The 25,344-nt window shown below is 64.4% G+C and carries 25 protein-coding genes; 4 read left to right on the plus strand and 21 right to left on the minus strand.

Annotation, left to right across the window (positions count from 1 at the left end):
• Window positions 1-16 precede the first annotated feature (16 nt).
• The 4 genes from hpaD (G9Q80_RS24330) to G9Q80_RS24345 all read right to left on the minus strand — a co-directional run bounded on the left by hpaD (G9Q80_RS24330) (window position 17) and on the right by G9Q80_RS24345 (window position 3,858).
• On the minus strand, window positions 17-997 hold the full coding sequence (hpaD, locus tag G9Q80_RS24330; protein ID WP_088715456.1) for a 3,4-dihydroxyphenylacetate 2,3-dioxygenase: 981 nt from the start codon (window positions 995-997) through the stop codon (window positions 17-19).
• Complete coding sequence (gene hpaD, locus G9Q80_RS24335; protein WP_088715455.1) at window positions 997-1,857, minus strand: 3,4-dihydroxyphenylacetate 2,3-dioxygenase; 861 nt, start codon at window positions 1,855-1,857, stop codon at window positions 997-999. Before hpaD (G9Q80_RS24335) ends, hpaD (G9Q80_RS24330) begins: the two co-directional genes overlap by 1 nt.
• 90 nt (window positions 1,858-1,947) lie before the next feature.
• Complete coding sequence (gene hpaE / locus G9Q80_RS24340; RefSeq protein WP_088715454.1) at window positions 1,948-3,459, minus strand: 5-carboxymethyl-2-hydroxymuconate semialdehyde dehydrogenase; 1,512 nt, start codon at window positions 3,457-3,459, stop codon at window positions 1,948-1,950.
• A gap of 9 nt (window positions 3,460-3,468) precedes the next feature.
• Window positions 3,469-3,858: a 5-carboxymethyl-2-hydroxymuconate Delta-isomerase gene (locus tag G9Q80_RS24345; protein ID WP_088715453.1), complete on the minus strand. Its 390-nt coding sequence runs from the start codon at window positions 3,856-3,858 to the stop codon at window positions 3,469-3,471.
• A 65-nt stretch (window positions 3,859-3,923) separates the two neighbouring features.
• On the opposite strand from G9Q80_RS24345, the gene hpaR reads away from it, so the two are divergent.
• Together hpaR and hisD (G9Q80_RS24355) are read left to right on the plus strand one after the other, a co-directional pair.
• A complete protein-coding gene (gene hpaR / locus G9Q80_RS24350; protein WP_043138075.1) occupies window positions 3,924-4,400 on the plus strand; it encodes a homoprotocatechuate degradation operon regulator HpaR in 477 nt (158 codons plus the stop codon).
• Window positions 4,401-4,555: 155 nt separating this feature from the next.
• Window positions 4,556-5,851 (plus strand): histidinol dehydrogenase, encoded by a 1,296-nt coding sequence (gene hisD / locus G9Q80_RS24355; RefSeq protein ID WP_168246592.1) that lies wholly within the window; start codon window positions 4,556-4,558, stop codon window positions 5,849-5,851.
• Here the strand turns inward: hisD (G9Q80_RS24355) and G9Q80_RS24360 are convergent.
• From G9Q80_RS24360 to G9Q80_RS24435, 16 genes are all read right to left on the minus strand, one after another.
• Window positions 5,833-7,179, minus strand: a complete 1,347-nt coding sequence (locus G9Q80_RS24360) for an amidase (protein WP_088715451.1) — start codon at window positions 7,177-7,179, stop codon at window positions 5,833-5,835. The two genes, hisD (G9Q80_RS24355) and G9Q80_RS24360, sit on opposite strands and share 19 nt — an antisense overlap.
• A 1-nt stretch (window position 7,180) precedes the next feature.
• Window positions 7,181-7,876: an RraA family protein gene (locus tag G9Q80_RS24365; protein WP_074621626.1), complete on the minus strand. Its 696-nt coding sequence runs from the start codon at window positions 7,874-7,876 to the stop codon at window positions 7,181-7,183.
• The gene (locus tag G9Q80_RS24370; RefSeq protein ID WP_088669852.1) at window positions 7,869-8,570 is read right to left on the minus strand and encodes an alpha/beta fold hydrolase; all 702 of its coding nucleotides are present in this window, start codon (window positions 8,568-8,570) and stop codon (window positions 7,869-7,871) included. Before G9Q80_RS24370 ends, G9Q80_RS24365 begins: the two co-directional genes overlap by 8 nt.
• The gene (locus tag G9Q80_RS24375) at window positions 8,567-9,688 is read right to left on the minus strand and encodes a cobalamin-independent methionine synthase II family protein (RefSeq protein ID WP_088715450.1); all 1,122 of its coding nucleotides are present in this window, start codon (window positions 9,686-9,688) and stop codon (window positions 8,567-8,569) included. The genes G9Q80_RS24370 and G9Q80_RS24375 overlap by 4 nt, the downstream gene beginning before the upstream one ends.
• The gene (locus tag G9Q80_RS24380) at window positions 9,685-10,131 is read right to left on the minus strand and encodes a hypothetical protein (protein ID WP_088715449.1); all 447 of its coding nucleotides are present in this window, start codon (window positions 10,129-10,131) and stop codon (window positions 9,685-9,687) included. Before G9Q80_RS24380 ends, G9Q80_RS24375 begins: the two co-directional genes overlap by 4 nt.
• Window positions 10,132-10,137: 6 nt before the next feature.
• Entirely contained in the window at window positions 10,138-11,103 is a 966-nt protein-coding gene (locus G9Q80_RS24385) for a cupin domain-containing protein (protein ID WP_069209060.1), read from the minus strand.
• A gap of 160 nt (window positions 11,104-11,263) precedes the next feature.
• Window positions 11,264-12,241 carry a nuclear transport factor 2 family protein gene (locus G9Q80_RS24390; RefSeq protein ID WP_088715448.1) on the minus strand — a complete coding sequence of 326 codons (978 nt, stop codon included), beginning with the start codon at window positions 12,239-12,241 and terminating at the stop codon, window positions 11,264-11,266.
• On the minus strand, window positions 12,238-13,260 hold the full coding sequence (locus G9Q80_RS24395) for a nuclear transport factor 2 family protein (protein WP_088715447.1): 1,023 nt from the start codon (window positions 13,258-13,260) through the stop codon (window positions 12,238-12,240). The genes G9Q80_RS24390 and G9Q80_RS24395 overlap by 4 nt, the downstream gene beginning before the upstream one ends.
• Window positions 13,261-14,277 (minus strand): LacI family DNA-binding transcriptional regulator, encoded by a 1,017-nt coding sequence (locus tag G9Q80_RS24400; protein ID WP_088715446.1) that lies wholly within the window; start codon window positions 14,275-14,277, stop codon window positions 13,261-13,263. It lies immediately after the preceding gene.
• Complete coding sequence (locus G9Q80_RS24405) at window positions 14,277-15,032, minus strand: SDR family NAD(P)-dependent oxidoreductase (protein ID WP_088715445.1); 756 nt, start codon at window positions 15,030-15,032, stop codon at window positions 14,277-14,279. The genes G9Q80_RS24400 and G9Q80_RS24405 overlap by 1 nt, the downstream gene beginning before the upstream one ends.
• Window positions 15,029-16,360 carry a histidinol dehydrogenase gene (gene hisD / locus G9Q80_RS24410; RefSeq protein ID WP_088715444.1) on the minus strand — a complete coding sequence of 444 codons (1,332 nt, stop codon included), beginning with the start codon at window positions 16,358-16,360 and terminating at the stop codon, window positions 15,029-15,031. The genes G9Q80_RS24405 and hisD (G9Q80_RS24410) overlap by 4 nt, the downstream gene beginning before the upstream one ends.
• Window positions 16,357-16,854 carry an ester cyclase gene (locus tag G9Q80_RS24415; protein WP_074621635.1) on the minus strand — a complete coding sequence of 166 codons (498 nt, stop codon included), beginning with the start codon at window positions 16,852-16,854 and terminating at the stop codon, window positions 16,357-16,359. The genes hisD (G9Q80_RS24410) and G9Q80_RS24415 overlap by 4 nt, the downstream gene beginning before the upstream one ends.
• Window positions 16,854-17,906, minus strand: coding sequence for an ABC transporter ATP-binding protein (locus G9Q80_RS24420; RefSeq protein ID WP_043138110.1), 1,053 nt, complete (start codon window positions 17,904-17,906; stop codon window positions 16,854-16,856). The genes G9Q80_RS24415 and G9Q80_RS24420 overlap by 1 nt, the downstream gene beginning before the upstream one ends.
• 12 nt (window positions 17,907-17,918) lie before the next feature.
• On the minus strand, window positions 17,919-18,800 hold the full coding sequence (locus tag G9Q80_RS24425) for a carbohydrate ABC transporter permease (RefSeq protein ID WP_043138112.1): 882 nt from the start codon (window positions 18,798-18,800) through the stop codon (window positions 17,919-17,921).
• A gap of 13 nt (window positions 18,801-18,813) precedes the next feature.
• A complete protein-coding gene (locus tag G9Q80_RS24430) occupies window positions 18,814-19,842 on the minus strand; it encodes a carbohydrate ABC transporter permease (protein WP_069209055.1) in 1,029 nt (342 codons plus the stop codon).
• A 98-nt stretch (window positions 19,843-19,940) separates the two neighbouring features.
• Window positions 19,941-21,179: an ABC transporter substrate-binding protein gene (locus tag G9Q80_RS24435; RefSeq protein WP_088669861.1), complete on the minus strand. Its 1,239-nt coding sequence runs from the start codon at window positions 21,177-21,179 to the stop codon at window positions 19,941-19,943.
• 220 nt (window positions 21,180-21,399) lie between these two features.
• Here G9Q80_RS24435 and G9Q80_RS24440 point away from each other — a divergent pair, with 220 nt between their 5' ends.
• Window positions 21,400-22,476, plus strand: coding sequence for an ester cyclase (locus tag G9Q80_RS24440; RefSeq protein ID WP_088715443.1), 1,077 nt, complete (start codon window positions 21,400-21,402; stop codon window positions 22,474-22,476).
• Window positions 22,477-22,548: 72 nt separating this feature from the next.
• Window positions 22,549-23,733 (plus strand): nuclear transport factor 2 family protein, encoded by a 1,185-nt coding sequence (locus G9Q80_RS24445; protein ID WP_088715442.1) that lies wholly within the window; start codon window positions 22,549-22,551, stop codon window positions 23,731-23,733.
• Window positions 23,734-23,790: 57 nt separating this feature from the next.
• Here the strand turns inward: G9Q80_RS24445 and glpK are convergent, their stop codons facing one another.
• Window positions 23,791-25,269 (minus strand): glycerol kinase GlpK, encoded by a 1,479-nt coding sequence (gene glpK / locus G9Q80_RS24450; protein ID WP_088715441.1) that lies wholly within the window; start codon window positions 25,267-25,269, stop codon window positions 23,791-23,793.
• Between the last annotated feature and the right edge of the window lie 75 nt (window positions 25,270-25,344).

The following is a 25,344-nucleotide window of genomic DNA, read 5'->3' on the forward strand; positions in this document are numbered from 1 at the left end:
TCCGCCAGGCAACGGCTCAGGGCGCCACGATCGGCGTCGCCCTCAGCACAGCCTCGACCGGCTCCACGCCTTCGAAAACCGATCCTTCCTCGAACCAACTCCTGGGCGCCGGTGCCCCCCAAAGGGTCTGGCGCTGCGGGTCCTTCAGGTCCCAGCGGATCGGCTCCAGGTCTGGATCGACGGTCTGGTAATCGGAACAATAGATCTCGATCCGGTGCCCGTCCGGGTCACGGATATACAAGAAGAAGGCATTGGAAATCCCGTGCCGCCCCGGCCCGCGTTCGATATTGTCGAGATAGCCAGTGGTCGACATCAGGTCCAGCAGGTCGATGATGTTCAAGGGCGTCGGCACCCAGAAGGCGGTGTGATGCAGGCGCGGCCCGGTGCCATTGGTAAAGGCCACGTCATGCACGCCCCCCTTGCGGTGCATCCAGGCCGCCCAGAGCTTCTTGCTGACGTCGTCCTCGGTATATTCCGTCACCCGGAATCCCAGCCGCCCGTAGAAAGCCACCGCCTTGTCCACGTCCGGCGCGAAACAGTTGAAATGGTCGATCCTGAGCGGTTTGACCCCATTGTAAAGCCGGTATTGCTGGTGGATCGGCGGCAGCCGGTCCATGCGGAAGTAGAATTCCATCGGCGCACCGAAACAGTCATGCGTGCGCAGCGTCCGCCCCTGGTGCGACCGTTCCACCCATGCCACCGAATGCCCCTCGGAGACAAACCAGTCATGGGCGCGGTCCAGGTCCTCTTCCGAATAGACCTTGTAGGACAGGTACCGCACCGAGGCCTCGTCCGCCTTGCGCAGCACCATGCAATGATGGCCGCGTTCCTCCATCGCGCGCAGGCACAGGGTCTCCGGCGTCTCCTCCGTCACTTGCAGGCCCAGCGTGTCGACGTAGAACGCCCGGCTGGCGGCAAGATCCGTCACGCCGTATTCGACATGGCTCAGCCGTACGATGTTGAACGGCGGGTAGAGGTTCGGTTCGGGGATCGGCATCACGCGCCCTCCAGGTCAAAGACAACATTGGCCTGCCCCGTTCCGGAGCTGGGAAAATATTCGCCGATCAGCTCGCCGCGACCGCGATAGGCATCCCAGCCCAGCGCCGCCATCAGCATCACGGTGTCGTGCATGTTGCCCTCGCCGTCGCAGTGTTCGGCGTAGTCGGGCAGGATTTTCAGAAAGGTCTCGATGTCGCCGCGCTTCCACATGTCCAGCACCATCAGGTCCACCTGCCGGTTGAACTCCTTCGAGATGGTGAAGGTGCCATTGTTCTCGGCATAGATCTCGGTCGGCCAGATGTGATGCGAGAGCGAGCCGGAGGCGATCAGCGCCACCTTTGAATCGCTCGCCTCGATGGCCTTGCGGATGCCCACCCCCACCTTTCGAGAGCTCTCGTGCGAATGCACCTGGCACATGGCGGAGACCGAGACCACCTTCAGCGCGCGGTCCGCATTCATGAACCGCATCGGCACCAGCGTGCCATATTCCAGGTCGAGGCTCTCGACCTGGTGGCTCAGCGTATGCGTCCCCTCCGCCATCGCGTAGTCCGCGATCAGGTCGCCAAGGGCCGGGTTGCCATCATATTCATAGTCCATGTCGCGGATGAACTGCGGGAACTCGTGGCTGGCGTAACAGCCCTTGAAATGCGGCAGCGCGTTGACGTGATAGCCCGCGTTCACCATCCAGTGCGTATCCAGCACCACGAAGGTGTCCGCCCCGGCCTCGCGGGCGCGGCGGCCGATCTCGCGGTGCCCGTCGATGGCCTGCTGGCGGCAGCCTTTCAGCGCGCCTTCCTGCTCGGACATCAACATGGTCGGCACGTGGGTCGCCTTTGCGGCCAGTACCAGCTCTCCCATCTCTTCCTCCTCCGGCCGCGCGCGCTCTGGCCCGCGCAGGCCCCATGCTTCTTCTTGGTCGAAATACCCCAGACGGCCCGAAGGACCGCCTCAGCCCCCCAGTTTCGGGATCTTGTGCGCCTCGGTCGCAAAGCTGACGTTGACCGTCTCCATGTAGAAATCAAAGGACCAGTCGCCGCCGTCGCGGCCGATGCCGGATGCCTTGACCCCACCGAAGGGCGTCGGCAGGTGGCGGATGTTCTCCGAGTTTACCCACATCATGCCCGCTTCCAGCCGCTGCGTCATCCGCAGCGCGCGCGACAGGTCCGAGGTCCAGAGGTATGCCGTCAGGCCATACTCCGTGTCATTGGCGATCTGCATCGCCTCTGCCTCGTCCTTGAAAGGGATCGCGGTCAGGACCGGGCCGAAAATTTCCTCACGCGCCACCGCCATGTCGTTGTTGGCATTGGTGAACAGGGTCGGCGCGACGTAACAGCCCTCATCCCCCACCTTGACGCCACCGGCGGCAACCGTGGCCCCGTCCTCGCGGGCCTTGTCGAAATAGCCCAGCACCTTCTTCTCGTGCTCCGGATGGATCAGCGGGCCGACCACGGTTTCGGGGTCCAGCGGGTGGCCCACCTTTATCTTCGAGGCGCGCTCGGCCACTCGGGCGCAAACCTCGTCATAGATCGTCTCCTGCACCAGCAGGCGCGAGGACGAGGTGCAGCGTTCGCCGTTCAGCGAGTAGATCATGAAGACCGCCGCATCCACGGCGCGTTCGATATCGGCGTCGTCAAAGACGATCACCGGGTTCTTGCCGCCCAGTTCGAAATGCACGCGCTTCAGCGTCTCCGATCCCTGCCGCATGATCATCGAGCCGGTCCGGCTTTCGCCGACAAAGGCAATCGCCTTGATGCCGGGGTGTTCGGTCAGCGCCCTGCCCGCATCCTCGCCCATGCCGTTCACCACGTTCAGCACGCCCGGCGGCAGCCCCGCCTCCTCGGCGATCTCGACCAGCAGTTTCGCCGACATGGGCGAAAACTCGGCCGGTTTCTGAACCACGGTACAACCCGCCGCCAGCGCCGGTGCGATCTTCCAGGTGGACAGCATGAAGGGCGTGTTCCACGGTGTGATCACACCCACCGGGCCGATCGGCCGGCGCGAGGTGACGTTCATCTGACCCGGCGCATAAAGCGTCTGCCCGTCGCGCGCCTCGGGCGCCTTGTCGGCGAAAAAGCGAAAGTTCTCGGCCCCGCGGATCGCGGCTTTGGACATGAAGCGGATCGCCTGCCCGGTGTCCATACTCTCGACCAGGGCGATTTCCTCGGCGCGGGAGACGATGCCGTCGGCAACATTGTGCAGGATCTCGCGCCGGGCCTTGCCGGGCATATCGCGCCATTCATCAAAAGCCGTGGTCGCGGCGCGCACCGCGGCGTCCACGTCTTCTGCCCCGCCTTTGGCCACCGGCGCCAGCGTGCCACCGTCGACAGGAGAAATCGTTTCGAAAGTCGCGCCGGAGGCAGCCATGCGCTGTTCGCCCCCGATATGGTTCAGAACACCCTCGCGCTTGAACCGCGACAGCGCCGCTTCGGCCTTGGCCAGGTTTTGGGTCAGGTCACTCATGACGTCCTCTCAGCTTTCCGCCTTCAGGCGGGCGTGTATGGGATTGGCTTTCCAGCTCAGATCCGGGTCGATCTCGCGGATTTCCAGCGACAAGGCGAAATGCGGACTGTCCAGCAAGTCCGCCAGCGTATCTCGGGCGACGGCAAAGACAGCCTCCCCGGCCTTTGCCAGGACCGGCTTGCTGCGCCCGGCACCAACCGACAGCTCCATCGCTAGGAAATGATTGTCCGGGTGGCGGTCCGCCACGGACGCCGCGTCGCAACGATGCGCCCGCACCCGGATCCCCGCCAGCGGAAAGACGCCTGCGGCCGACATCGCCGCGTGCAGGACATCACAGAGCGCCTGTATGTTGGCCAGCGCCTCAAGACCCGGCGAATATTCAAGCTTCAGATGCGGCATGCTGCGACTCCCCCTTTGACACTTAACATGTTAAATAATAATCTGCCTGTCAACAGGAGACTTCGATGACCCGATCCAGAGACGATTTTCCGCTGTCAGCAACGCAACGCACGTTGCCCATCGCGCTCTTGCGGGCCCGCGAGGCGGTGATGGAGAGATTCCGCCCAATGCTGCGCGACATCGACGTGACAGAGCAGCAATGGCGCGTGCTGCGCGTCGTGCAGGAAGCCGAGGAGATCGACGCCACACAACTGGCCCGCGCCGCCTGTGTCCTGGCACCATCGCTGACGCGCATCCTGAAATCGCTGGAGTCACGCGGCCTGATCACCCAGGGGCGGGACAAGAACGACAGGCGCCGAACACTGGTCCGCCTGACCGAAGCAGGCGACGCGCTGTTGCACGAGGCCGGGCTGGTCAGCGCCAAGATCTACGCAGAGATCGAGGCAAAGCTGAGCGCGGAACGGATTGCAGACCTGCTCGATGCGCTGGAGCGCATGACCGACGACCTGACAAGGCAGGACGACGCCGGGAACGGCGACTGACCCCCTCACCGCCCGCTCAAGCCCCACCACCCTGCGCCGGACCGACAGCGCAGGTCAGGACAGCGTCGTGCAGAAACGAATACGTTTGCAAAAATCATCGACAACCTTAAAATGCGCCCGCATAGACCATGCTCCTGAACACGAAAGGACAGACTGTGCCCACCTTGCAACCTCCGGTCGATGGCGTCACCTGGCTCCGCGCGCCGAGGCTTTCATCCGAAAGCGGAACATCGGACATTCAAAACACTGTTTCCGACGTATTATCAGATGTTAAGGCGCGCGGAGACGCCGCTGTCGCCGACTTCGCCGCCCGGTTCGACAAGAGTGAACTGACCGCCTTCGAAGTCACCGAGGCAGAGCGGGAAGAGGCGCTGAAGACCCTCGATTCGCAGACCCGCGCGGATACGGAATTTGCGATTGCAAACGTAACCAAATTTGCCGAGGCACAGCTTGCCACGATGCTGCCGCTCGAGGTCGAGATCCGCGAAGGCGTACACCTGGGCCACCGGATCATTCCGCTGGAACGGGTGGGGTGTTACGTGCCCGGCGGGCGCTACCCGCTGCTTTCGGCGCCGGTGATGACCATCGTCCCGGCCAAGGTGGCCGGCGTGGACGAGATCATCGCCTGCCTGCCGCCCAACGCCCATCCCGCCATGATCGCTGGATGCCACCTGTCCGGGGCGGACCGGATCTTTCGCATCGGCGGCGCGCAGGCGATCGCGGCGATGGCCTTTGGCACCGAGACGGTCCCGGCGGTGAACAAGATCGTCGGCCCCGGGAATGCCTTCGTCAACGAAGCCAAGCGCCAGGTCTTTGGCCCCATCGGCATCGACCAGCTGGCCGGCCCGTCCGAGATCTACACGCTGGCCGACAGCACCGGCGACGCGGCGATGATCGCCACCGATCTGCTGGCGCAGGCCGAACATGACGTGCGCACGCGCGTCGGCCTGATCACCACCGATGCGGCTCTGGCCGAGAGGGTCGAAGCTGAGGTAACCCGCCAGTTGGAAGAACTGGCCACCGCAGACACCGCCCGGCAGGCCTGGGACGACTATGGCGAGATCGCGGTCTGCGCGGACGAGGCCGCGATGATCGCCTATTCGGATTACATCGCCGCCGAGCACCTGCAGGTCCATACCGCCGATCCAAAGGCGTTTGCCCTGAAACTGCGCAACTACGGCTCTCTCTTCATTGGCGAAATGGCCAGCGTGGTCTATTCGGACAAATGCTGCGGCACCAACCACACGCTGCCGACGATGGCCGCGGGGCGCTACACCGGCGGGCTATGGGTGGGCGCCTATGTCAAGGTGGCGACGCATCAGTGGATGGAGCCCGAGGGCGTCCGCCAGGTGGCCCCGCCCGCCGTCCGCCAGAGCGCAAGCGAGGGCCTGGACGGCCACCGCCACGCCGCGCAGCTGCGGCTTGACCGGCTTCAGGCCAGCGGCGGCTGAAGAACAGAGTGATCGGTCGCCGCCTCGAAGGCGGCGCCGATCCGCAGGATGGTGGCCTCGCCGCCTTTCGGCCCGACGATCTGCAGGCCCAGCGGCAAGCCATCTGCAAAGCCCATCGGCACCGACAGCGCCGGATGGCCGGTCATGTTGAAAGGGATCGTGCGCATCGCCGTCCAGACGGCTTGGCCCGCCGCGAAGGCGGAAAAGGGCGGCGCGGGGGCCAGCGTGGTGGACAAGATCAGCGCGGCGTGTTGTGCGAAGACGGCATCCAGCGCCTCGGTCAGCGGCGCCACACTGGCGCGCGCCTTGGCAAGCCTCTCCGGGGGCACCAGTTTGCCGCCGCACAGGCTGGCGCGGGCCATGTCGCCGATGGCCTCGGGGTTGGCCTCGACCGTCGCACCATGCGCCGCCCAGCCTTCGGCAAGCAGGATATCCGACCCCGCCGACTCGACCGGGGCATAATCCGGCAAAACAACCGGAGTGATCCTTGCGCCGCAGAGGCTGAGCACCGAGGCCGCGTCATCAAGAAGCGGCAGCAACGCAGGATGCGCCGCATCGTCGATGGCCCAGCCCCGGCCATAGGCCAGCGACAGCCCGTCGATGCCCCCTGCCTGCCAGTCGCCGCCGGTCAGCGCAGTGAAGGCCAGCGCAGCGTCGCCGACGCAGCGCGCAAGCGGACCGACACAGTCGAGCGAGGGGGAGAGCGGCATCACGCCCTTGCGCGAAACCGCGTCATAGGTGGGTTTCAACCCGACCACGCCGCAATAGGCCGACGGACTGCGCACCGATCCGCCGGTGTCCGTCCCCAGCGCGATACGCACCAGTCCCGCCGCCACAGCCGCCGCAGAGCCTGACGACGAGCCACCGGTGATGTGGTCCCTGCTCCAGGGGTTGACCGGCGGGCGGCCCAAGGCGGACTCATCCGGGCCGACGGTCGCCATTTCATAGGTGCCCACGACCCCCAGTGGCATCGCGCCCGCCGCCATTAGCGCCGCGACCGCCGGGGCGGTTTCGGTGGCGATCCGACCCGCCTGCGCCCGCGATCCCCATCGGATTGGCCAGCCCGCTACGTCGATGATATCCTTGACCGCAAAAGGAATGCCATGCAGCGGCCCCCGGTCCCTGCCCTCGGCCAACTCCCTGTCCGCCAGTTCTGCCGCCGCCAGCGCCTCGGCCCCGGCCACATGCACAAAGGCGCCGATCGCGCCGTCGCGCGCGGCGATGCGGTCCAGATGCGCACGGGTCAGCGCCACCGAGGTCAGGCCACCATTGCGCAGTGCGGCGCCGGCCTCGGCAATGCTCAGGTCACAGGGGTTCGACGCAGGCACGTCAGGTCCGCGCCTTCTCGAAGGCGGCCCAGGCCGCCTCGAACTTGGCGAAATCGAACCCCTCTTCGCGCGCAGGCCCAAGAACAAGATGTTCCGTATTCTGCATCTTTTCAATCGCCGCGCCGATCCGGGTGACGATATCCGCCGGGATCACCAGCGCGCCGTGCCGGTCCGCATGGACCAGATCGCCGGGGTTGACCGTCAGGCCAAAAATCTCGACCGGGGTATCCAGCTCGGTCACATGCACGAATCCGTGGCTTGGCCCGACAGAGCCCGCCACCACCGGGAAACCCGGCGCCAGGTCGCCCAGGTCGCGCATCACGCCATTGGTCAGCGCCCCGGACATGCCAAAGCCCTTGTGAACCGTCGTGTTGACCTCGCCCCAATAGGCCCCGATGCAGTTAGGGAAATCCACGTCCTCGACCACCGCGACAGAGGGCTTCGGTCCCTCGGCCATCGCCTTGTAATAGGCCATCCGGCGCGCGCGGATCACGTCCGCCGGTTCCTCTGGCGGGGCGAGGGCGGAAATTTTTGCGGTCACCGCGTAGCCCACCATCGCGCCGCCCTCTGGGTCCGAGCACAGCATCGTGCCACGCGTGAACCCGTTGAAGCCGCGTTTGCCCTGGGCCACCTCGATGGCGTTGCAGACGGTGGGGGTGTCGACGCTGCGCAGAAGCGCCAGAAGGGTGTCATCCATCACATTTCTCCAGCCAGGCCGCCAGGGTGGCATTGGTTTCATCGGGTCTTTCCAGGGTGGGCAGGTGCCCGGCATTCTCGATCACGTGCAGGGTGCTGCCGACGATCAGATCGTGCATCAACTCGTGCCGCACCACGGGGCACAGCGCATCGTCGCGTCCACAGAGCACCAGAGCCGGGCCAATGTAGGCGCGCAGCACCTCCTGCTGGTCCGGACGTTCCGCCAAGGCCCGCGACTGGTTGAGAAAGACCTCGGGCCCAAGTGACAGCGCCATCTCCATGCAGAGATCGAGGATCTCGGGTCGGCGTGGGCCTTCGGTCAGGTAATTCGGTTTCATCTCGTCGCGCATTACAGCGTCCAGGTGCCCGGCCCGCACCTTGTCCATCTGCGGAACGCGACGGGCGCGCACCTCGTCCAGCTCCGCCTTGGGATTGGTGTCGAGCAGAGCAAGGCCCGCCACCCGGTCGGGCGCCTGCCGCAGCACCTCCATCGCGACGATGCCCCCCATGCTGAGCCCCGCCAGCGCAAAGCGCGGCGGGGCATGGGTCAGCACCTCTGCCGCCAGTGCCTGCATCGTGTCATGCGCGCCGATCGGCGCACAATGAACCGCTCGGTTGCCGGACAACGCGGCGATCTGCGGCGCAAAGAGCCGTGCATCACACATCATGCCCGGCAGCAAGACAAGCGGGGTCATGAGACGCGCTTTGCCCCCTCGGCCAGCGCCGAGAGCTTGGCATAGGCGATGTCGGGATCCACCGCGCCGAAGCCAGCGAAAGTGCCAAAGCCGCAATCGGACCCGGCGATCACACGGTCGGCGCCGACGATATCAACAAATCGCTGGATGCGCTGCGCCACCAGGTCGGGGTGCTCGACGAAGTTGGTGGTTGTATCCACCACCCCGGGCACAAGAACCTTGCCTTCGGGAATGTCGCCCTTGCGGTCGCGGAACACGGTCCATTCATGGCCGTGGCGTGGGTTCGAGGTTTCGAACAGGACGTATCGCGCCTTGGCCGACATCAGCGTGTCGAACATCTGCGCCATCGGAATGTCGCAGACATGCGGCCCCTCGTAGTTGCCCCAGCAGATATGGATGCGCACCTTCTCCTCGGGCACATCGGCCAGCGCGTGGTTCAGCGCCTCGACATGGGCGGCGGCCACCTTGACGAATTCCGCATCGCTGAGATCGGTGAACAGCATGTGCCGCGACAGGGCCAGGTCCGGGCAATCCAGTTGCAGGTCGAGGCCCGAGGCGACAATCGTCTCGTATTCCGCCTTCATCGCATCGGCGAGCGCGGCAAGGTAGGCCTCGCGCGACTTGTAGTAGTCGTTCTGCAGGAACAAGGAGATCACCCCGGGCGAGGCCGCGTTCATGAACCCCCGCTCGACCCCATGCGCAGCCATCGCGGCCTGAAGGTTGGCGATGTCCTTTTCCAGCTCTCCCTGGCCTTTCGATTTCACCTCTCCGATGCACATCGGGCGGGCGTATTGCGGTGTGCCGCCGTCTTCGGCGATGCGCTTGAGGAATGAGGGGAACAGTTTCAGGTCGGCGGGCGCGTTGCGCGGGCTGTCGCCGTCAAAGCCGGTGTAGCGGTCCTTGACGTAGGTCGCGTAGCTGATCTTCGACGTCTCGCCGTCCGAGACGATGTCGATCCCGGCCTCGGCCTGCTTGCGCACGGTCTCCAGCACCGCCTCGGTCATGGCGGCATCGAAGGCCCCGGCGTCGTAGTCCTGCCCGTTTTCCCTGGCAAAGATGTAATCCACGACCTTTTGAGTGCGCGGCAGTGACCCGACATGTGTGGTAAGAATGCTCATGGTTTCAGTTCCTTGTTCAAAGGCACGGCTTGCAGCACCGGCCAGCTTTCCCAGGTCATGCCACCGTCGACGCGCACGCGCTGCGGCAGACCGTCGGCACCCAGCCAGACCCAACCCCGGCGCAGGACGCCGTACATGTCCATGTCCTCGCGCCGCGGCGCCCGATCGAGCGAGACGGACCAGGCAGCCCGCCGGTAGGTATCGATCTGGGCATAGGTGCCCGGCGGTCCGATCCCATCACCCGGTTCAAAGGTGAAAGTGATCCTTGCCTGCTCTCCGCCCTTGCGCGATTTTTCCGGGTCGCGCAGATCACGCCAGAGCAGCCCGCCGCTGACCAGGGCGATGGCCAGCCCGAGAAGCGCATCCCGGGCACGACCGGACAGAATGTCCGACACCGCCCAGGACAGCCCCACAAACAGGACAAAGGCAAAGACCACCCGCATCGACGGTCAGCCCTGCCAGGTCTGGCCCGCAGGATCGTCGGTAGCGATCACATGGTACATCGCGGCCTCTCCGGTCATCGAGGGCACCGCCGAATGGGCCAGGTTCTCCGGCACGCTCATGGTGTCACCGGGTGCCAGGATCGCGCTGCCGCCCTCCCAGTCGACCCGCCAGTGCCCCTTGACCGGCATCAGAACGGAAGGCTTGTCATGGGCGTGTTTTTCCTCTGTCGCGTTGGCGCGGGTCAGGAAATCGACCTCGAACCCCGGCTTGTCGCGGATGATGCCGGTTTCGCCGATGACCTTGACCGCACCGTCATTGGCCAGCGCCACCATGTCGAGATAACGTCGGACGTAGCCGCCGATCACATCCGACGTCGTCGGACAATCGACCTTGGCCAGTTCTTCCTTGGTCAGCAGCGGCATGGGGTTCACGCCCTCGGGCAGGCTCTCTCCCTTCTTGCTGTCGTACAGCTTGCCGTTCTCGCCCAGGATCAGCCCGTGATCCTTGGCGTCCTCGATCACATGCGGCGCCCAGATCACGCCGCCACCGGCATCGTCCCCGCCGAGGATCGCCATGATCATCCCGTAATCGGTACCGATGTTCTCGAACCCGCGGAAGATGTTGGTGGGAATGTTGAAGATGTCCCCTTCTTCGAGGATCACCTCGCCCGCGTCGCCCTTTTCGCCCCAGAAGAAGCGCCAGCGCCCGGAGAGGATGAAGAACACCTCTGCCGTGCGGTGGTTGTGCATCGAGTTGCGGCACTTCGGCGGCTGCCCCGCCGCACCGATGTTGAACCCGTGCGGAATGGTGATGTGCACGTGCTGATCCGGCGACTCGGACACGCCGCCGCCGATGATGGTAAAGTTCTCCTTCTGGTCCGAGCCCGGTGTATGGGCGTCGATGAAGGCGGTCTTGCAGGGCTGCAACTCGCCGTAGCGGACGATGCGGGCGTTCATGTCTTGCGGTGTCATGTGGGTCTTTCTCTGGTTGCCACGCGCTGTCCGGCGCGGCGGGTTGAACAAATCTAGTGAGACATGTTCAGCGCCCCGGGCGGGCGATTGTTCAGCCGCCGCGCACGGCGGCTGGCGAGGAACCCGTGCAGGGGCCGCAATTGTCGCGCAAGTGCGATCATCAGACCTGCCCCTGATGCAGCAGGATCTGTTTCCAGATCGCGACCTCGTCGATCAGGGTGAATTCCCGGCGCAGGCCCCATTCGCCCCATTCGGCATGGGTGACGCCCATCACGTGCACCTCGGCCCCGGTGGGCGCCCCGAAAAATCCGTGTCCGGAATGCTTGCCGGTCAGCGACCAGCGCACCGCGGCGCGGTTGGGCGTTCCGGGGTCCGACCGGCCGATCTGGTGATGGATCTCGAATGTCGCGGTCGGAAAGGACGACCGCAGGCGCATCCAGTCCGTCTCGGCAAAGTCATAGGACCAGCCGCCGCGCGCGCCCCAATGTTCGGTGCGCACCGCTCGGTCGTATTCCTGCCGGATGACGGTGAAATCCTTGTCCATCATCCGGGTCAGGATATCGGACAGCCGGGCGCCCCACTCGTTGTCATTGCCACGCCCGGTATAGGGGCCCTGGACATCGTGGCCGGGATGAAAGGGACGCTGGCAGGCATCGGGTCCGCCCTCGGCCTGGATCTGGTGGCGCGCGTAGTCCGCCGGCTCCCAGCCAAGCTGGCGCGCTATGCCGCCCACGTCGCGGATCAGCCATTCATCGTCGATCACGTCCCCCTTGGCGGCACAATCGGCAATGGCGCGGATGGTAAAGCTGCGCCCCGTGGGTGCGCCAAAGGCCCCGTGGCCAGTATGCGTGCCCGACGTCACCAGCCGGTGCGAGGACAGGTAACGCCCCTCTTCCGGCCCTTCGGACCAGATCACGTCCTCGCCCAGCAACTGCCGGTCGGGGAACTCGGCCAGGGTCGCCAGCGTGCCGTCGATCACGCCAGCATTGCCCGTCACAAGGCCCGAGGGAAAGCGCATGGGGATGTCGCGGCCATAGTAATGATGCAGCGTGGCCAGCCCGCGGTCTTCCCAGATCTCCTTGGTGATTTTCAGGATGTAATCGGGAAGGTCGCTGAACTTGTCGGAAAACCCCTTCATTCATGTGCTCCGGTCTGCAAGAGGATCTGTTTCCAGATCGCGGTTTCGTCAATCAGGGTGAATTCACGGCGGATTGTCGGTTCGCCCCATGTGCCGCTGCCCGCGTAGGGCCCGAAGTCCGCGTGACTGATGCCCATGATGTAGACCTCGGCCCCCGTCGGCCGGCCAAAGCGGCCCCAGCCGGAGTGTCTGCCGTGCAGGCTCCACCTGACGGCGGCGCGCGGCGGCATCAGCGGGTCTTGGCGGCCCACCACATGTTCGATCTTGAACGTGGCCATCGGAAAAGCGGCCCGCAGCCCCATCCAGAACCGATCCGCATCGCCCCAGCCCAGGCCGTCCTGGCCGCCGGGGTAGTGCAGGTTCACGCCACGATCGTAGGCGCGCGGGATCACGTTCATGTCCGCAGCCATGATCGCCGAGATCACGTCGGCGTAGCGTTGGCCCCATTCATTCTGGTTGCCCTTCCGGTCGTAGGGACCGGCCACATCCGTCGCCGGGGTCATCGGCGGAACGCAGGTCTCCGGGCCGCCCTCTCGCGCGATCAGGTCGCGGGTCCAGTCGACCACGTCGAACCCCATCTGGGCCACGATGGCGGATTGGTCCCGCACCAGCCATTCGTCATAGACCGCGTCGTCGCGGATCGCGCAATCGGCCAGGATGCGATAGGTCACCCGCCGCCCCGTGGGCGTGCCGTACATGCCGGGATGGCTGTGGGTGGCGGTGCAGATCAGCCGGTGAGACGACAGGAAGGCATCCGATGTTTCCGTCGCCCCCTCGGAATCCTCGCACCAGATCACATCCTCACCCAGCAATTCCCGGTCGGGGAATTCAGCCAGCGTCGCCATTGTCGCCGCAATGACGTTGGAATTGTCCACAACGACAGAGGCCGGAGAACGAACGATCAACCCCGGCGCATAGCGATGCCGCAGCGAGCCGATCTCTCGATCCTCCCAGATTTCCTTGGTGATGCCGATGATGAAATGCGGTACATCCTGCCACTTGGGATCAAATCCGCGCATTCAGGTTGCTCCAATGTTCCTCGTCGAGCCGCGCAGCTTCAACTCTCCGTCCAGCGTGATGCGCTCGGGCGGGGTTTCGCGGTCCTCGATCCTGCGCAGAAGGATCTTCACCGTCTGCGCGATCATGCGATTGATGGGCTGGCGAAAGCTGGTCAGGTCATAGGCGGGCCAGGCGGCGATGGGCACGTCGTCGAAACCCGCCACCGCCACGTCCTCGGGAACCCGCAGGCCCAGCTTGAAACGGATCACGTCCATCGCGGCAAAGGCCATGTGGTCGTTACAGACGAAAACCGCGTCCGGGTAGTCGCGCCCCGCGAACATCTCCAGCGCCGCGGCCCGCGTCTGAGAGTATTCGAAGTTGCCCAGTTCGCGCGCCGTCAATGTCAATCCGGCCTCTTCCAGTCCGTCGCGGAATCCCGCCTCGCGGTCGCGCTGTGTCGTGGCCTCTTCGAGGCCAGCGATATAGCCGATCTTCTGATGTCCGGCGGCGGCGAAATGGGCGGCAATTGCCCGCCCCCCCTGGTAGTTGTCCGTGGTGACCGACGACATCCCGGATTCATCCTGTTCGCGGTTGAACAGCACCACCGGAATTCCATGATCCCGGCACCGGGCAGCCAGGACCGACGACATCGAGACGGAGGCCAGGACGATGCCGTCGACCTGGTAATCCAGGATCTCGCGCATCACGTCCTGCACGTCGCCCACCGTGGGCGAGGACATGAAGACAAGGACGTGGTAGCCCTCTTTCTGAAGCGCGACGGAGAGGCGTTCGACGACCTCGGGGTAGAACTGGTTCTCAAGGTAGGCAACGACCAGGCCGATGATGCGCGACCGGCCGGTGATCATCGCACGCGCCAGGACGTTGGGCCGATAGCCCAGCTCCTCCGCCGCCTGCAACACCTTTTCCCGCGTCGCCTTGGACACGCTGGCCCCGGGCGTGAAGACCCGGCTTACCGCCGACTGGCTTACCCCGGCGCGGCGCGCCACCTGTATCGATGTCACCCGTTCATTCGTCATCAGTCCGCCGTCCAGCCTCCGTCAATCAACATGGAGGTGCCGGTTACCAGAGCCGAGGCATCGGAGGCCAGATAAAGCACTGCCCCCATGATGTCCTCGACCTCGCCGACGCGGCCCAGCTTGATCTTTTCCTCGATCCAGGCGGCGCGCTCGGGGTTGTCGAAAGTCTGGGCGGTCAGCGGCGTACGGATGAAGGTAGGGCAGATCGAGTTGATGCGGATACGGCGCTTGCCCCACTCGATCGCCATCGCCTTGATCATGCCTTCGAGCCCGTGTTTCGACGCGCAATAGACCGCCCGGTCGATACCGCCCACATGGCCCATCTGGCTGCTGATATGGATGATCGAGCCGCCGGTCTCGGGCATGGCCTTGGCCGCCGCCACCGACAGGAAGTAGGCCGCGCGCAGGTTGACGCCCATGACGGCATCGTAGTCCTCGGGCGTGGTCTCCATCGCCGGGCTGTGGCGGGCGAGACCGGCGGAGTTGACCACCACGTCCAGCCGCTGACCCGCCAGCGCGTCCCGCATCACATCCAGATCGGCAATGTCCAACGGCAAGGCCGCAGCGCTCCAGCCCTCGGCCTGCATCTCGGCCACGGTCTCGTTCAGGCGGTCCGCGCCGCGCGCCGCGCAGATGACATGCGCGCCGGCCTCGGCCAGCGCCACGGCGCAGGCCTGACCGATGCCCGAAGAGGCACCAGTCACCAGCGCGCGCTTGCCGTCGAGGCGCAGGGAAGGTGTGCGCGGCAGGGTCATTCCGCCGCTTCCGCCAGATGCGCGGGCGCCCCGTAGGGCACATTCACCCCACCATAGCGGCGCACACGTACGTTGCATTGTTCCGCGTGACCGACAAACCCCTCAAGCAGGCAGAGCCGCGAACCATAGGCGCCGATGCGGGCCGCAGCCTCATCGGTCAGGACCTTCTGATAGCTGTGAGTTTTCAGGTACTTGCCCACCCAGAGCCCACCGGTATAGCGGCCCGCCTTCTTGGTCGGCAGGGTGTGGTTGGTGCCGATCACCTTGTCGCCGTTGGCCACGTTCGTTCGCGGACCAAGGAAAAGCGCGCCGTAACAGGTCATGTTGTCGAGGAACCAGTCGTCGCGGTCGGTCATCACCTGCACATGCTCGGACGCGATGTCATCCGCCACTTTCAGCATCTCGTCGTAGGTGTCGCAGACGATGACCTCGCCGTAATCCTCCCAAGACACTTTCGCGGTGCCGGCGGTGGGCAGGATCTCGAGGATGCGGTCGATCTCGGTCAAGGTGTCCCGTGCCAGCTTTTCGGAGTTGGTGATCAGGACACAGGGGCTGTTGTAGCCATGTTCGGCCTGGCCCAGCAGGTCCGTCGCACAGAGTTCCGCGTCGGCGGCGCTCTCATCCGCGATCACCATCGTCTCGGTCGGGCCAGCGAAGAGGTCGATGCCGACACGGCCAAAGAGCTGGCGCTTGGCTTCGGCGACAAAGGCATTGCCGGGGCCGACCAGCAGGTGCACCGGGGCGATGCTCTCGGTGCCGATGGCCATGGCGCCTACGGCCTGGATGCCGCCGAGGACATAGATCTCGTCCGCGCCGCCCAGGTGCATGGCGGCGATCACGCCGGGGTTCGGCTCGCCGTTGAAGGGCGGGGTGCAGGCGACGATGCGCGGCACACCGGCCACCTTGGCCGTCGCCACCGACATATGCGCCGAGGCGACCATCGGGAACTTGCCGCCGGGCACGTAGCAGCCCACCGATTGCACAGGGATGTTCTTGTGGCCCAGGATCACGCCGGGCAGCGTCTCGACCTCGATGTCGAGCATCGAGTCGCGCTGTGCCTGGGCAAAATTCCTGACCTGCTCCTGGGCGAACTTGATGTCTTCGAGGTCCTGAGGGCTGACCTTGGCAATGATCGCCTCGATCTCGGCCTCGCTCAGGCGATAGCTCTCACGGTCATACTTGTCGAATTTCACCGCCAGTTCGCGCACCGCCGCGTCGCCGCGCGTCTCGATATCCTTTAGCGTCGAGGCCACCACAGCCGCGGTTCTTGCGTCGTCTTCGGCGCGGTCGGCCTCGGGTTTGCCACGCTTGAGATAGGTGATGGTCATGTCGTTTCCTTCTCTGCACTGGGCGGCGTGAGCGTACCGTCGTCAAAATGCTCCCAGCCCTGCCCGTCGAATACATCCCGGCCCAGCTGGGCCAGGACAGCGGCGAAATCGACCGACACCCAGTTGTCGGCGATACGCCCCTCGGTCACTTTCCAGAAATCCATGTAGGGGATCGTCACCCGCTTGCCGGTGGGCGCGATACCCATGAAGGTCCCGGAATGGGTCGCCTCGATATGGCCAAAGCAAGACGCCCAGTCGCCTTCACAGATGAATTTCTCGGTCTTGTACTCCCGCTCGGTAAAGGCGGCGCGCAGCGGCAGCTGCCAGTTGCGGCGAAAGGCATCCAGCCCCGGTTTCGTGCCGCAACCCTGGTTGCCCATCCAGCGGAAGTCCTCGTGGAAATGGCTGCCCATGTCGTTGGAATTGGCGCCCAGCGCCTCTTCCATGCGGATGATGACCTGGCGGGTCGCCTCGGCCTGTTCCTCGGGGGTCATTATTGTGCGATCCTTTCTCCGCTCGCGGTGTCGAAAAGGTGGCAGATCCCGGCGGGAATGCGGGCGTTCACCGTATCGCCGATCTCGGCCCGGTATTCCTTGTTGGTCTTGATCGAGACAAGCGATCCGCCCAGCCGCCAGGTGATCATCGACGCCTCGCCCAGGAGTTCGATGGAATACATCGGTGCCGAAATCTCGCCCGCGCCGTCCACGATTTCCGCGTCCTCGGCCCGGAACCCCAGGGTGACATTGCCGGACGGACCGGCGGGCAGGCCCTCGACCCGGATGCCATCACCCTGGAAGACGCCGTTTTCCAGCCGGCCTTCCACCAGGTTCATCGCCGGGGAGCCGATAAAGCTGGCAACGAAGGTATTGGCCGGGTTGTCGTAGATGTCCGTGGGCGTGCCGACCTGCTGGATCTTGCCCTTGTTCATGACGACCACGCGGTCGGCCAGCGTCATGGCCTCGATCTGGTCATGGGTGACGTAGACTGTCGTCGTCTTCAGTTTGGACTGCAGGTTCTTGATCTGCGCCCGCGTGCTGACCCGCAGCTTGGCGTCCAGGTTCGACAGCGGCTCATCCATCAGGAAGACCGTGGGCTTGCGCACGATGGCCCTGCCCAGAGCCACACGCTGGCGCTGACCACCCGACAGTTCGGCGGGACGGCGGTCCATGAAATCGTTGAGTTCGACCATGTCGATGGCCTTCATGACCATCTCGTGATGCTGTTCCTTGGGCACTTTGCGGACGCGCAGCGGAAAACGGATGTTCTCGTAGACGCTGAGGTTCGGGTAAAGCCCGTAGGACTGGAACACCATCGAGATGTCGCGATCCTTGGGTTCGAGGTTGTTCACCACTCGGTCGCCCAGCCAGATCTCGCCGTCGGTCACATCCTCCAGCCCGGCGATCATCCGCATGGTGGTGGACTTGCCGCAGCCCGAGGGCCCCAGCAGGACAAGAAATTCCTGGTCCGCGATGTCGAGGTCGAAATTGTCCACGCCGACGAAGGACCCCCAGCGCTTGTTCACGTTCTTGAGTTGCAGTCTGGCCATTTGAAAAGCCCCTTATCCCTTGACGGCGCCGGCGGTCAGGCCGCTGACGATCTGGCGTTGGAAGAACAGGATGAGCACGAAGAGCGGCACGATGGCCGAGACGACGGCGGCGACGGCGTACATCACCTTGCCCTCTTCCTGGGTGGACCCCAGGAACGAGTTGATCTTGGGGATCATCGTCGCGTTTTCCTGCGTGAGAAGCATCGAGGTGACGGTGAAGTCATTGTAGGCCAGCAGGAAGCTGAACAACCCCGTCGTCACCACGCCCGGCCACATGACCGGGATGATCGCCAGGCGGAACGCCTGGAAGCGCGTGCAGCCATCGACCATCGCCGCCTCGTCCAGATCCTTGGGGATCGAGAGGAAGAAACTGTGCAGCATCCACAGGGTGAAAGGCTGATTGATCGCCACCAGCACGATGATCGTTGTGGGCAGGTAACCCCAGATGTTCATTTGGAAGAAGGGCAGCAGGTAGCCCGACACCAGCGTCACATGCGGCATCGCCCGGAACACCAGCGCGGCCATCAAAAGCCAGAAGGTGTACTTGAACCCCGACCGTGCAAGCGCATAGCCGCCCAGCGTGCCCAGCGTCAGCGAGATCACCACGGTGAAGAAGACGACGATGCCGGTGTTGAGAACCGCGCGCCAGAATTCCTGTTCGATCCACGCGCCGCGATACCCGTCCAGCGTGAAAGGCCCGCCATGCTGGCGTTCCGTCACCGGCCCCGTGATCGCGTTCATCCAGTCGGCGCGGGAAAAGAAGTCGCCCTCGACCTTGAAGGAACCCCACATCGTCCAGAGGAAGGGAAAGGCGGCAACCACCAGCCAGAACAGTACGAAGACCGTCGACAGGGCCACCAGAGATGGCGGTTTCTTGTTGGCAAGATTGGACATGTCCGGCCCTCCCTCAGGTCTTGCGGTTGAATTCGCGCCAGTTGCGGCGCAGCACCGGCAACAGCAGGATGATCACGCCGACGATGGTCAGCATCGAGGTCGCCGCGGCAGACCCGAAAAGCGGCGATTCAGCGGCGCGAAGATCGTTGTAGATGAGGTAGCTGAGCGAGGTGGCGCTGGCCGCGGCCGAGAAGCCGATGATCGGCTCGAAGATGCGGAAATTGTCCATCAGCTGCATCAGCGCGATGAAGGTCGCCAGCGGCATCAGGTAGGGAATGGTCACGAAACGCACCCGCTCCCACCGGCTGGCGCCGTCCACCATCGCCGATTCCAGCGTATCCTTGGGCACGGTCTGCAGCCCGGCGTAGAAAACGACAAAGGCAAAGGGCGCCGAATGCCAGACACCATAGACGAACAGCGTGATCCAGGTCAGCGTCGGAGAGGCCTTGAGCGACAGGGTGGGATCCCCGAACAGCGCCTGCAGCCCTGCCCCGATGATGCCCCGGCTGTCGATCATCCAGAACAGCACCAGCGACCCCACCAGTGGCGTCACCAGCATTGGCAGCAGCGAAAAGAAGATCACCGGCCCCTTGAGCATCTTGGGAATGGAATTGACCACCACCGCGATGATGAAGCCCAGGATGATCACCAGCGGGGTCACGATGAAGGTATAGGCCAGGGTAAAGATCAGCGCCTTGTAGAACGGCAGGTTCATGATCCGGTTGCGGATCTCGCCGAAATTCTCGCTGGTGGCAAAGATCTCGCCGATCTCGTCGAAGGCAAGGTGGCTGGCGTTGGTATAGGTGCCCAGCCCGTTGAACCGGCCAGCCGGTTGTTCGGCCCGCAGGTCGGCCATCGCCTCGACGTCGACGGTGACTTCCTTGTTGCAGCCGAACGGCCCGCAGGTCTCGGCCTCGATCAGGATCTGTTTGTGCTCGATGAAAAGCGACTGGTAGCCCACCGAAAGGATCGGCAGCGCGATGAACAACACCATCGCCAGGAGTGACGGCCAGATAAAGGCCATGAACGTCTTGTGAGGCATGACTTCCCCCTTGTCGCGCCCGCCAGGGGCACGAGGTCATCCGTTCCGCTGATTGGGGTGAGTGGGGCCGCCCTGCGGCGACCCCGGCCGGACCGCCCCTAGTTCAGGAAGCCGGCTTCGGTGGCGGCGGTGGTATAGGCCGCTGTCACATCGGCCAGCGCCTGTTCGGCACTTTCCTTGCCCTGCAGGAACTCTGCCAGGTTGTCACCCAATGCGGTGTGCAGCAGGCCCATGTAGGGCAACATCGGGTAGGGCCGCGCGCCGGCCTGCAGGTCGGCGATCACGCCAGTGGCGGCCGGTGTCGGCTCATAGCCGTCGATCAGCCAGACCGCCGCATCCATGTTGGCCGCCAGCATGTCCTGCGACAGGCCGTTCATCATCGCACGGAACGACGCCTCGGCATCCTCGTCCGAGATGTTCTTGGCAATGGTGAACCCGTCCCACCACAGTGCCGCCGAAGGGATACTGTACTCCCCGATCGTGGGCGCCGCAGCAAAGGCGGTATTGGCCGCGATTTCCGGCGCCGGGTTGTCATCGGCGATGTAGGCCCCGGCACGCGACCCCCAGGAGATCGACAGCGCCGCCTCGCCCGCTTCCCACAGCGGCTTCTGCGCGTTGCTGTCGAAGGTGGCCCAGTCCTGGCTCATGTAGTCCAGCATCTTCTTCATGTTGTTGAGAACGAGAAGACCATCCTCGTTGTCGATCGCCAGCTCGGCGCTGCCGGGCACGAAGAAGTCATTGCCGGTGGCAAGGTAGTTGTTCACGAACTCGGCTGCGATGTTCCAGCCGGGCATGTAGTTAGAAGAAATCGGCGTCTGCATGACGCCCGCCTCACGCAGCTTGTCGGCGGCGGCGAACATCTCGTCATAGCTGGTGGGCACGGGGATACCGTGTTCCTTCAGCAGATCTTCGCGGTAGAACATGTGCTGGGCATTGGCCATGAAGGCGATTGCCATGATCTTGCCGTCGACGACGATCTTCTGGCTGTCCTGCAGCTGGCCGCCCCATTTCTCGACGTATTCGTCCAGGGGGCGGATCAGACCGTCGCTGAGCAGCGGCACGATGGAGTTTGTGGCGACAACGGCGACGGTGTAGCTGGCCGGATTGGTCGTCAGCGCCGGCACCTGGATGTTCTTGTGTTCCTCGGTGTGGTTCTTCGTCACCTCGACCTTGTCGTTGGCACATTTCGCGGCCCAGTCGGCCACCGCGTGCAGCGCGTCGAAGTCATTCGACAGAATGCGGACCGATCCGCTCTCGATGCCGCAGTCGGCCCAGGCGCCACCCGCCGATGCAATCAGCGCACCCGCGGCGACCGTTGCCCTAACATTGAACTTCATTCCGATCTCTCCCGTTGGAACTGCGCGCGCCTTCCGGCCACCCGGACAGCCTCCCGATTTCTACCCCGGCCTCTTTTCCGCCCGGGGTTGCGCGCTTGTCATGGTCATTTGCCTTGCGTCGCCCCGGACAATGGCCCGGAACCACCTTACCGTAGCAATTCATGAATACGATTGCAATAATTTCCTGCAAACGTCAGAATGCCCACAAAGGGAGACCAGGATGACCACTGACATCACCGCACTGAAACGCAGCCTGCACAGGGATCTGTCCGCACTTTGCGAAAGCGGACAGGCCGATCTGGGCGCCCGGCTTGCCGCGCTCTACCACCCCGAGGTCGAGGTGAGCGCCGCCCATCCGATAAACGAGGGCGTGGGGCTGGACTTCCTAACCGATTCGCTCTGGCGTCCCCTGATGGCCGCCCTGCCCGACCTGGAACGGAGAGACCTCATCGTCATGGGCGGAGAGTATGAGGGACGCACCTATGTCGCCATGATGGGCCATTACTGTGGCACCTTCCGGAAAGACTGGCTGACCATTCCCGCCACCGGGCGCCCCATCTACCTACGCTACGGCGAGGTGCACGAGATCCGCGACGGCAAGATCGTCCAGACAAACTGCCTGTGGGACGTGCTGGACGTGATCCGGCAAGCCGGCTTCTGGCCATTGGCGCCCAGCCTGGGAACAGAGGGCATGTGGCCCGGACCGATCACCGGGGACGGCCTGATATTCACCCCGCAGGACCCGGAAGAAGGCGCGTCCAGCATCGCGCAAACCCTTGCCATGCACGGCACTTTGGCGGCCTACGACGACTTTGGGAAACGCGGGCGCGAGGGCCTGCTGACCATGCCGCAAAAGGACCACTGGCACCCCATGATGATGTGGTACGGGCCGTCGGGCATCGGCACGACGCGCGGCCTGCAGGGTTTTGTGGATTATCATCAGCTGCCGTTCCGCCGCGCCTTTCCCGGTCGCAAGGGCGGTGGGCAATGGGATGAAATCGCCGAACTGAAGGCCCGGCACAAGGGTGGCCACTATATCCGCGTGGGCGACGGACCCTACTCGGTAACCGGCGGCTGGCCCAGCGTCTTCGCCACGCATGACGGCCCGGATTTCCTCGGTCTCGCGGCCACGGGACGCCCGGTGATGATGCGGGTGATGGATTTCTACCTGCACCACCAGGGCCTGATTCGCGAAAACTGGGTACCGCTCGATATCCTGGACCTTCTGATGCAGATGGGCGTGGACGTTCTGGACCGCATGCAGAGCCATTTCCGCCGGGGCGCCGGGCTGGAGTGACGTGAGACTTGCAATCGTATGCATTGCATGCTTCATTCCGCGCAAGTGAAACCGCAACGTCAGGACAGAGACATGGCCACGAAGGACCAGCCCGCAAGCGAAACGGCACCCAGGGGCAAGGACACGCCCCCGGGCAAGACCAACCCGGCATCCGTGCTGCAGGTCGAGCGGCGCGACTTTGTCGACATCGTCCCCGAAGGCCGCGACCGCGCGCAACCGATGCGGGGTTTCGACCCGATCTATACCGACATCGTGGATTACATCGTCCGCTGCACGCACCGCATCTGGGACGAACGCGACGTGGGGCTGATCTATACCCACTACACGCATAACTGCGTCGTCTATCACGCCACCGGCACGATCTATAACCGCGAGGATGTGGTACATGACACCATCAAGCGGATGTTCATGCTGCCCGAACGCCGCGGCATGGCCACCCAGGTGATCTGGAACGGCAACGAGGAAGATGGCTTTTACACCTCGCACCTCGTCACCGGCACCGGGCGGCACACCCAGCCCGGCATCTACGGCAAGCCCACGGGCCGCACCTTTGTCGCGCGCACCATCGCCGACTGCATGATCTACGAGAACATGATCTACCGCGAATGGCTGGTGGTCGACAGCATGGCGCAGGTGAAACAGATCGGGCTGGACGCCCAGGCCTACGCCGAAAACCTCGCCCGGCCCTACTTTGAAAAGGGGCTGCTGGCCGTCGACATGGGCGAAAACCGCCGCCTGATCGGCCAGTACCCGCCCGAGACCGCCCCTGACACCGAGATCGCCAACACCGACCTCGAACGCGAGGTGTTGGAGTGGCTGCACGAGATCCACAACAAGCGCATGTTCGGCAAGATCCGCGAGGTCTATGCCCCCACGGTCCAGTACCACGGCCCCCTGATGAAGGAACTCTACGGCCACGGCGCCGTCACGCACCAGACGGTCGGCCTCTATGCCACCGTGCCTGACGGGTTCTACATGCCGCAGCACATCTGTTCGGTCCCCTGCGAGGAAGGCGGCACCAAGGTCGCCGTGCGCTGGCTGATCGAGGGGCATCACCTCGGCTGGGGCGTGATGGAAGAGATCGGCGCGCCCACCGGCAAGCGGGTGCAGATCATGGGCATGAGCCATTTCCACATCAAGAACGGCCGCATCGTCGATGAATGGACGAACTACGACGAAATGTCGGTACTGATGCAGATCAAGCTGGCCCAGATGGCCGACCGCGACAGCGCGGTCCTGGACGAAGGCGACGCCTGAGGCCGCTTGCCCTGACGGCTTGGCGGCGCCGTCCTGACAGCCCCGCCAAGCACGTTCTCAAAAACGCATCGTGGCCTCGACTGCGCGTTGCCAGGCCGCGTATTTGTCCTGGCGCGTGGCCTCGTCCATCGCCGGGACAAAGCTCTTCTCTAGCGCCCAGCCCGCCGCGAACTCGGCCTGTTCCGGGTAGATCCCGGCGCGTTGACCGGCCAGCCATGCCGCCCCCAGCGCCGTTGTTTCCAGCACCTTGGGCCGGTCGACCCGCGCGCCGATGATGTCCGACAGGAACTGCATGGCAAAGTCCGAGGCGCTCATACCCCCGTCCACCCTGAGGACGGCATCGCTGACCCCGCCCATGTCCGCCTGCATGGCAGCCAGCAGGTCACGGGTCTGGTACCCGACGCTTTCCAGCGCGGCACGGGCAAGCTCTGCCGGGCCGGAATTCCGGGACAGGCCAAAGACCGCGCCCCGGCATTCGGCATTCCAATAGGGCGCGCCCAGCCCGGTAAAGGCAGGTACAAGCACCACGTTCTGCGCGTCATCGGCCCCTTCGGCCAGCGGCTGCGTCTCTTTCGCCTCGCGGATGATCTTCAACCCGTCGCGCAGCCATTGCACCACCGCCCCGGCGATAAAGATCGAGCCTTCGAGGGCGTAGGTCGGCTTGCCGTCCAGCTGGTAGGCGATGGTGGTCAGCAGGCGGTTTTGCGAACGGACCGGCGTATCGCCGGTGTTGATCAGGGCAAAACAGCCGGTGCCATAGGTGGATTTCAGCATGCCGGGTTCGAAACAGGCCTGCCCCACCGTGGCCGCCTGCTGGTCGCCGGCAATGCCCAGGATCGGGATCGGGCGGCCGAAAAGGTCCGGACGGGTCTGGCCGAAATCGGCGGCGCTATCACGGACCTCGGGCAGCATCGACATGGGAATGCCAAGCCGGTCGCAGATCGTTTGCGACCAGCGGCCCTTGCGGATGTCATAGAGCATGGTGCGCGCCGCATTGGTGGCGTCGGTCACATGCACCGCGCCGCCGGTCAGGTTCCAGACCAGCCAGGTGTCGACGGTGCCGAAAACCAGATCTCCGGCCTCTGCGCGCGCGCGGGCGCCATCGACATTGTCCAACAGCCAGGCCAGTTTCGTGCCGCTGAAATAGGGATCGAGCAACAGACCTGTCCGATCCGTCACCATGTCCTCAAAGCCATCATCCTTCAGCTTGCGGCACAGGTCCGCGGTGCGCCGGTCCTGCCAGACAATCGCATTGTGGATGGGCTTGCCCGTCTTGCGATCCCAGACCAGCGTGGTCTCGCGCTGGTTGGTGATGCCGATGGCGGTGATCGCTGCCCCGCCCGCCTTTTCGATCGCAGCGCGGCAGGTGGCAGCGGTGGTGGCCCAGAGATCCGCCGGATCATGTTCAACCCAGCCCGATGCCGGATAATGCTGGGGGAATTCCTCTTGCGCCGAGGCGGTGACAGACATGGAAGGATCGAAGACGATGGCGCGGGTGGACGTCGTGCCCTGATCGATGGCCAGGATATGGGTCATGACCGCCTCTCCTCAAAGCGATTTCAGGTTGCGCTGTCGCAGCGCCGAGTATGGGGGGAAAACAAGGGGTGGTCG

This window comes from Mameliella sp. LZ-28 (assembly GCF_012274245.1).
GTDB lineage: Bacteria > Pseudomonadota > Alphaproteobacteria > Rhodobacterales > Rhodobacteraceae > Antarctobacter > Antarctobacter albus.

What these genes read in the sequence shown, in the direction of transcription:
- G9Q80_RS24420 (WP_043138110.1), bottom strand. Translation starts at nt 17,906, where the DNA reads ATGGCCAGACTGCAACTCAAGAACGTGAACAAGCGCTGGGGGTCCTTC.
- hpaE (WP_088715454.1), bottom strand. Translation starts at nt 3,459, where the DNA reads ATGAGTGACCTGACCCAAAACCTGGCCAAGGCCGAAGCGGCGCTGTCG.
- G9Q80_RS24375 (WP_088715450.1), bottom strand. Translation starts at nt 9,688, where the DNA reads ATGAGCATTCTTACCACACATGTCGGGTCACTGCCGCGCACTCAAAAG.
- G9Q80_RS24430 (WP_069209055.1), bottom strand. Translation starts at nt 19,842, where the DNA reads ATGCCTCACAAGACGTTCATGGCCTTTATCTGGCCGTCACTCCTGGCG.
- hpaD (WP_088715455.1), bottom strand. Translation starts at nt 1,857, where the DNA reads ATGGGAGAGCTGGTACTGGCCGCAAAGGCGACCCACGTGCCGACCATG.
- G9Q80_RS24390 (WP_088715448.1), bottom strand. Translation starts at nt 12,241, where the DNA reads ATGAAGGGGTTTTCCGACAAGTTCAGCGACCTTCCCGATTACATCCTG.
- G9Q80_RS24400 (WP_088715446.1), bottom strand. Translation starts at nt 14,277, where the DNA reads ATGACGAATGAACGGGTGACATCGATACAGGTGGCGCGCCGCGCCGGG.
- G9Q80_RS24365 (WP_074621626.1), bottom strand. Translation starts at nt 7,876, where the DNA reads ATGGATGACACCCTTCTGGCGCTTCTGCGCAGCGTCGACACCCCCACC.
- G9Q80_RS24440 (WP_088715443.1), top strand. Translation starts at nt 21,400, where the DNA reads ATGACCACTGACATCACCGCACTGAAACGCAGCCTGCACAGGGATCTG.
- G9Q80_RS24345 (WP_088715453.1), bottom strand. Translation starts at nt 3,858, where the DNA reads ATGCCGCATCTGAAGCTTGAATATTCGCCGGGTCTTGAGGCGCTGGCC.
- G9Q80_RS24435 (WP_088669861.1), bottom strand. Translation starts at nt 21,179, where the DNA reads ATGAAGTTCAATGTTAGGGCAACGGTCGCCGCGGGTGCGCTGATTGCA.
- G9Q80_RS24415 (WP_074621635.1), bottom strand. Translation starts at nt 16,854, where the DNA reads ATGACCCCCGAGGAACAGGCCGAGGCGACCCGCCAGGTCATCATCCGC.
- hpaD (WP_088715456.1), bottom strand. Translation starts at nt 997, where the DNA reads ATGCCGATCCCCGAACCGAACCTCTACCCGCCGTTCAACATCGTACGG.
- G9Q80_RS24425 (WP_043138112.1), bottom strand. Translation starts at nt 18,800, where the DNA reads ATGTCCAATCTTGCCAACAAGAAACCGCCATCTCTGGTGGCCCTGTCG.
- G9Q80_RS24395 (WP_088715447.1), bottom strand. Translation starts at nt 13,260, where the DNA reads ATGCGCGGATTTGATCCCAAGTGGCAGGATGTACCGCATTTCATCATC.
- G9Q80_RS24380 (WP_088715449.1), bottom strand. Translation starts at nt 10,131, where the DNA reads ATGCGGGTGGTCTTTGCCTTTGTCCTGTTTGTGGGGCTGTCCTGGGCG.
- G9Q80_RS24370 (WP_088669852.1), bottom strand. Translation starts at nt 8,570, where the DNA reads ATGACCCCGCTTGTCTTGCTGCCGGGCATGATGTGTGATGCACGGCTC.
- G9Q80_RS24445 (WP_088715442.1), top strand. Translation starts at nt 22,549, where the DNA reads ATGGCCACGAAGGACCAGCCCGCAAGCGAAACGGCACCCAGGGGCAAG.
- hpaR (WP_043138075.1), top strand. Translation starts at nt 3,924, where the DNA reads ATGACCCGATCCAGAGACGATTTTCCGCTGTCAGCAACGCAACGCACG.
- G9Q80_RS24405 (WP_088715445.1), bottom strand. Translation starts at nt 15,032, where the DNA reads ATGACCCTGCCGCGCACACCTTCCCTGCGCCTCGACGGCAAGCGCGCG.
- G9Q80_RS24385 (WP_069209060.1), bottom strand. Translation starts at nt 11,103, where the DNA reads ATGACACCGCAAGACATGAACGCCCGCATCGTCCGCTACGGCGAGTTG.
- glpK (WP_088715441.1), bottom strand. Translation starts at nt 25,269, where the DNA reads ATGACCCATATCCTGGCCATCGATCAGGGCACGACGTCCACCCGCGCC.
- hisD (WP_088715444.1), bottom strand. Translation starts at nt 16,360, where the DNA reads ATGACCATCACCTATCTCAAGCGTGGCAAACCCGAGGCCGACCGCGCC.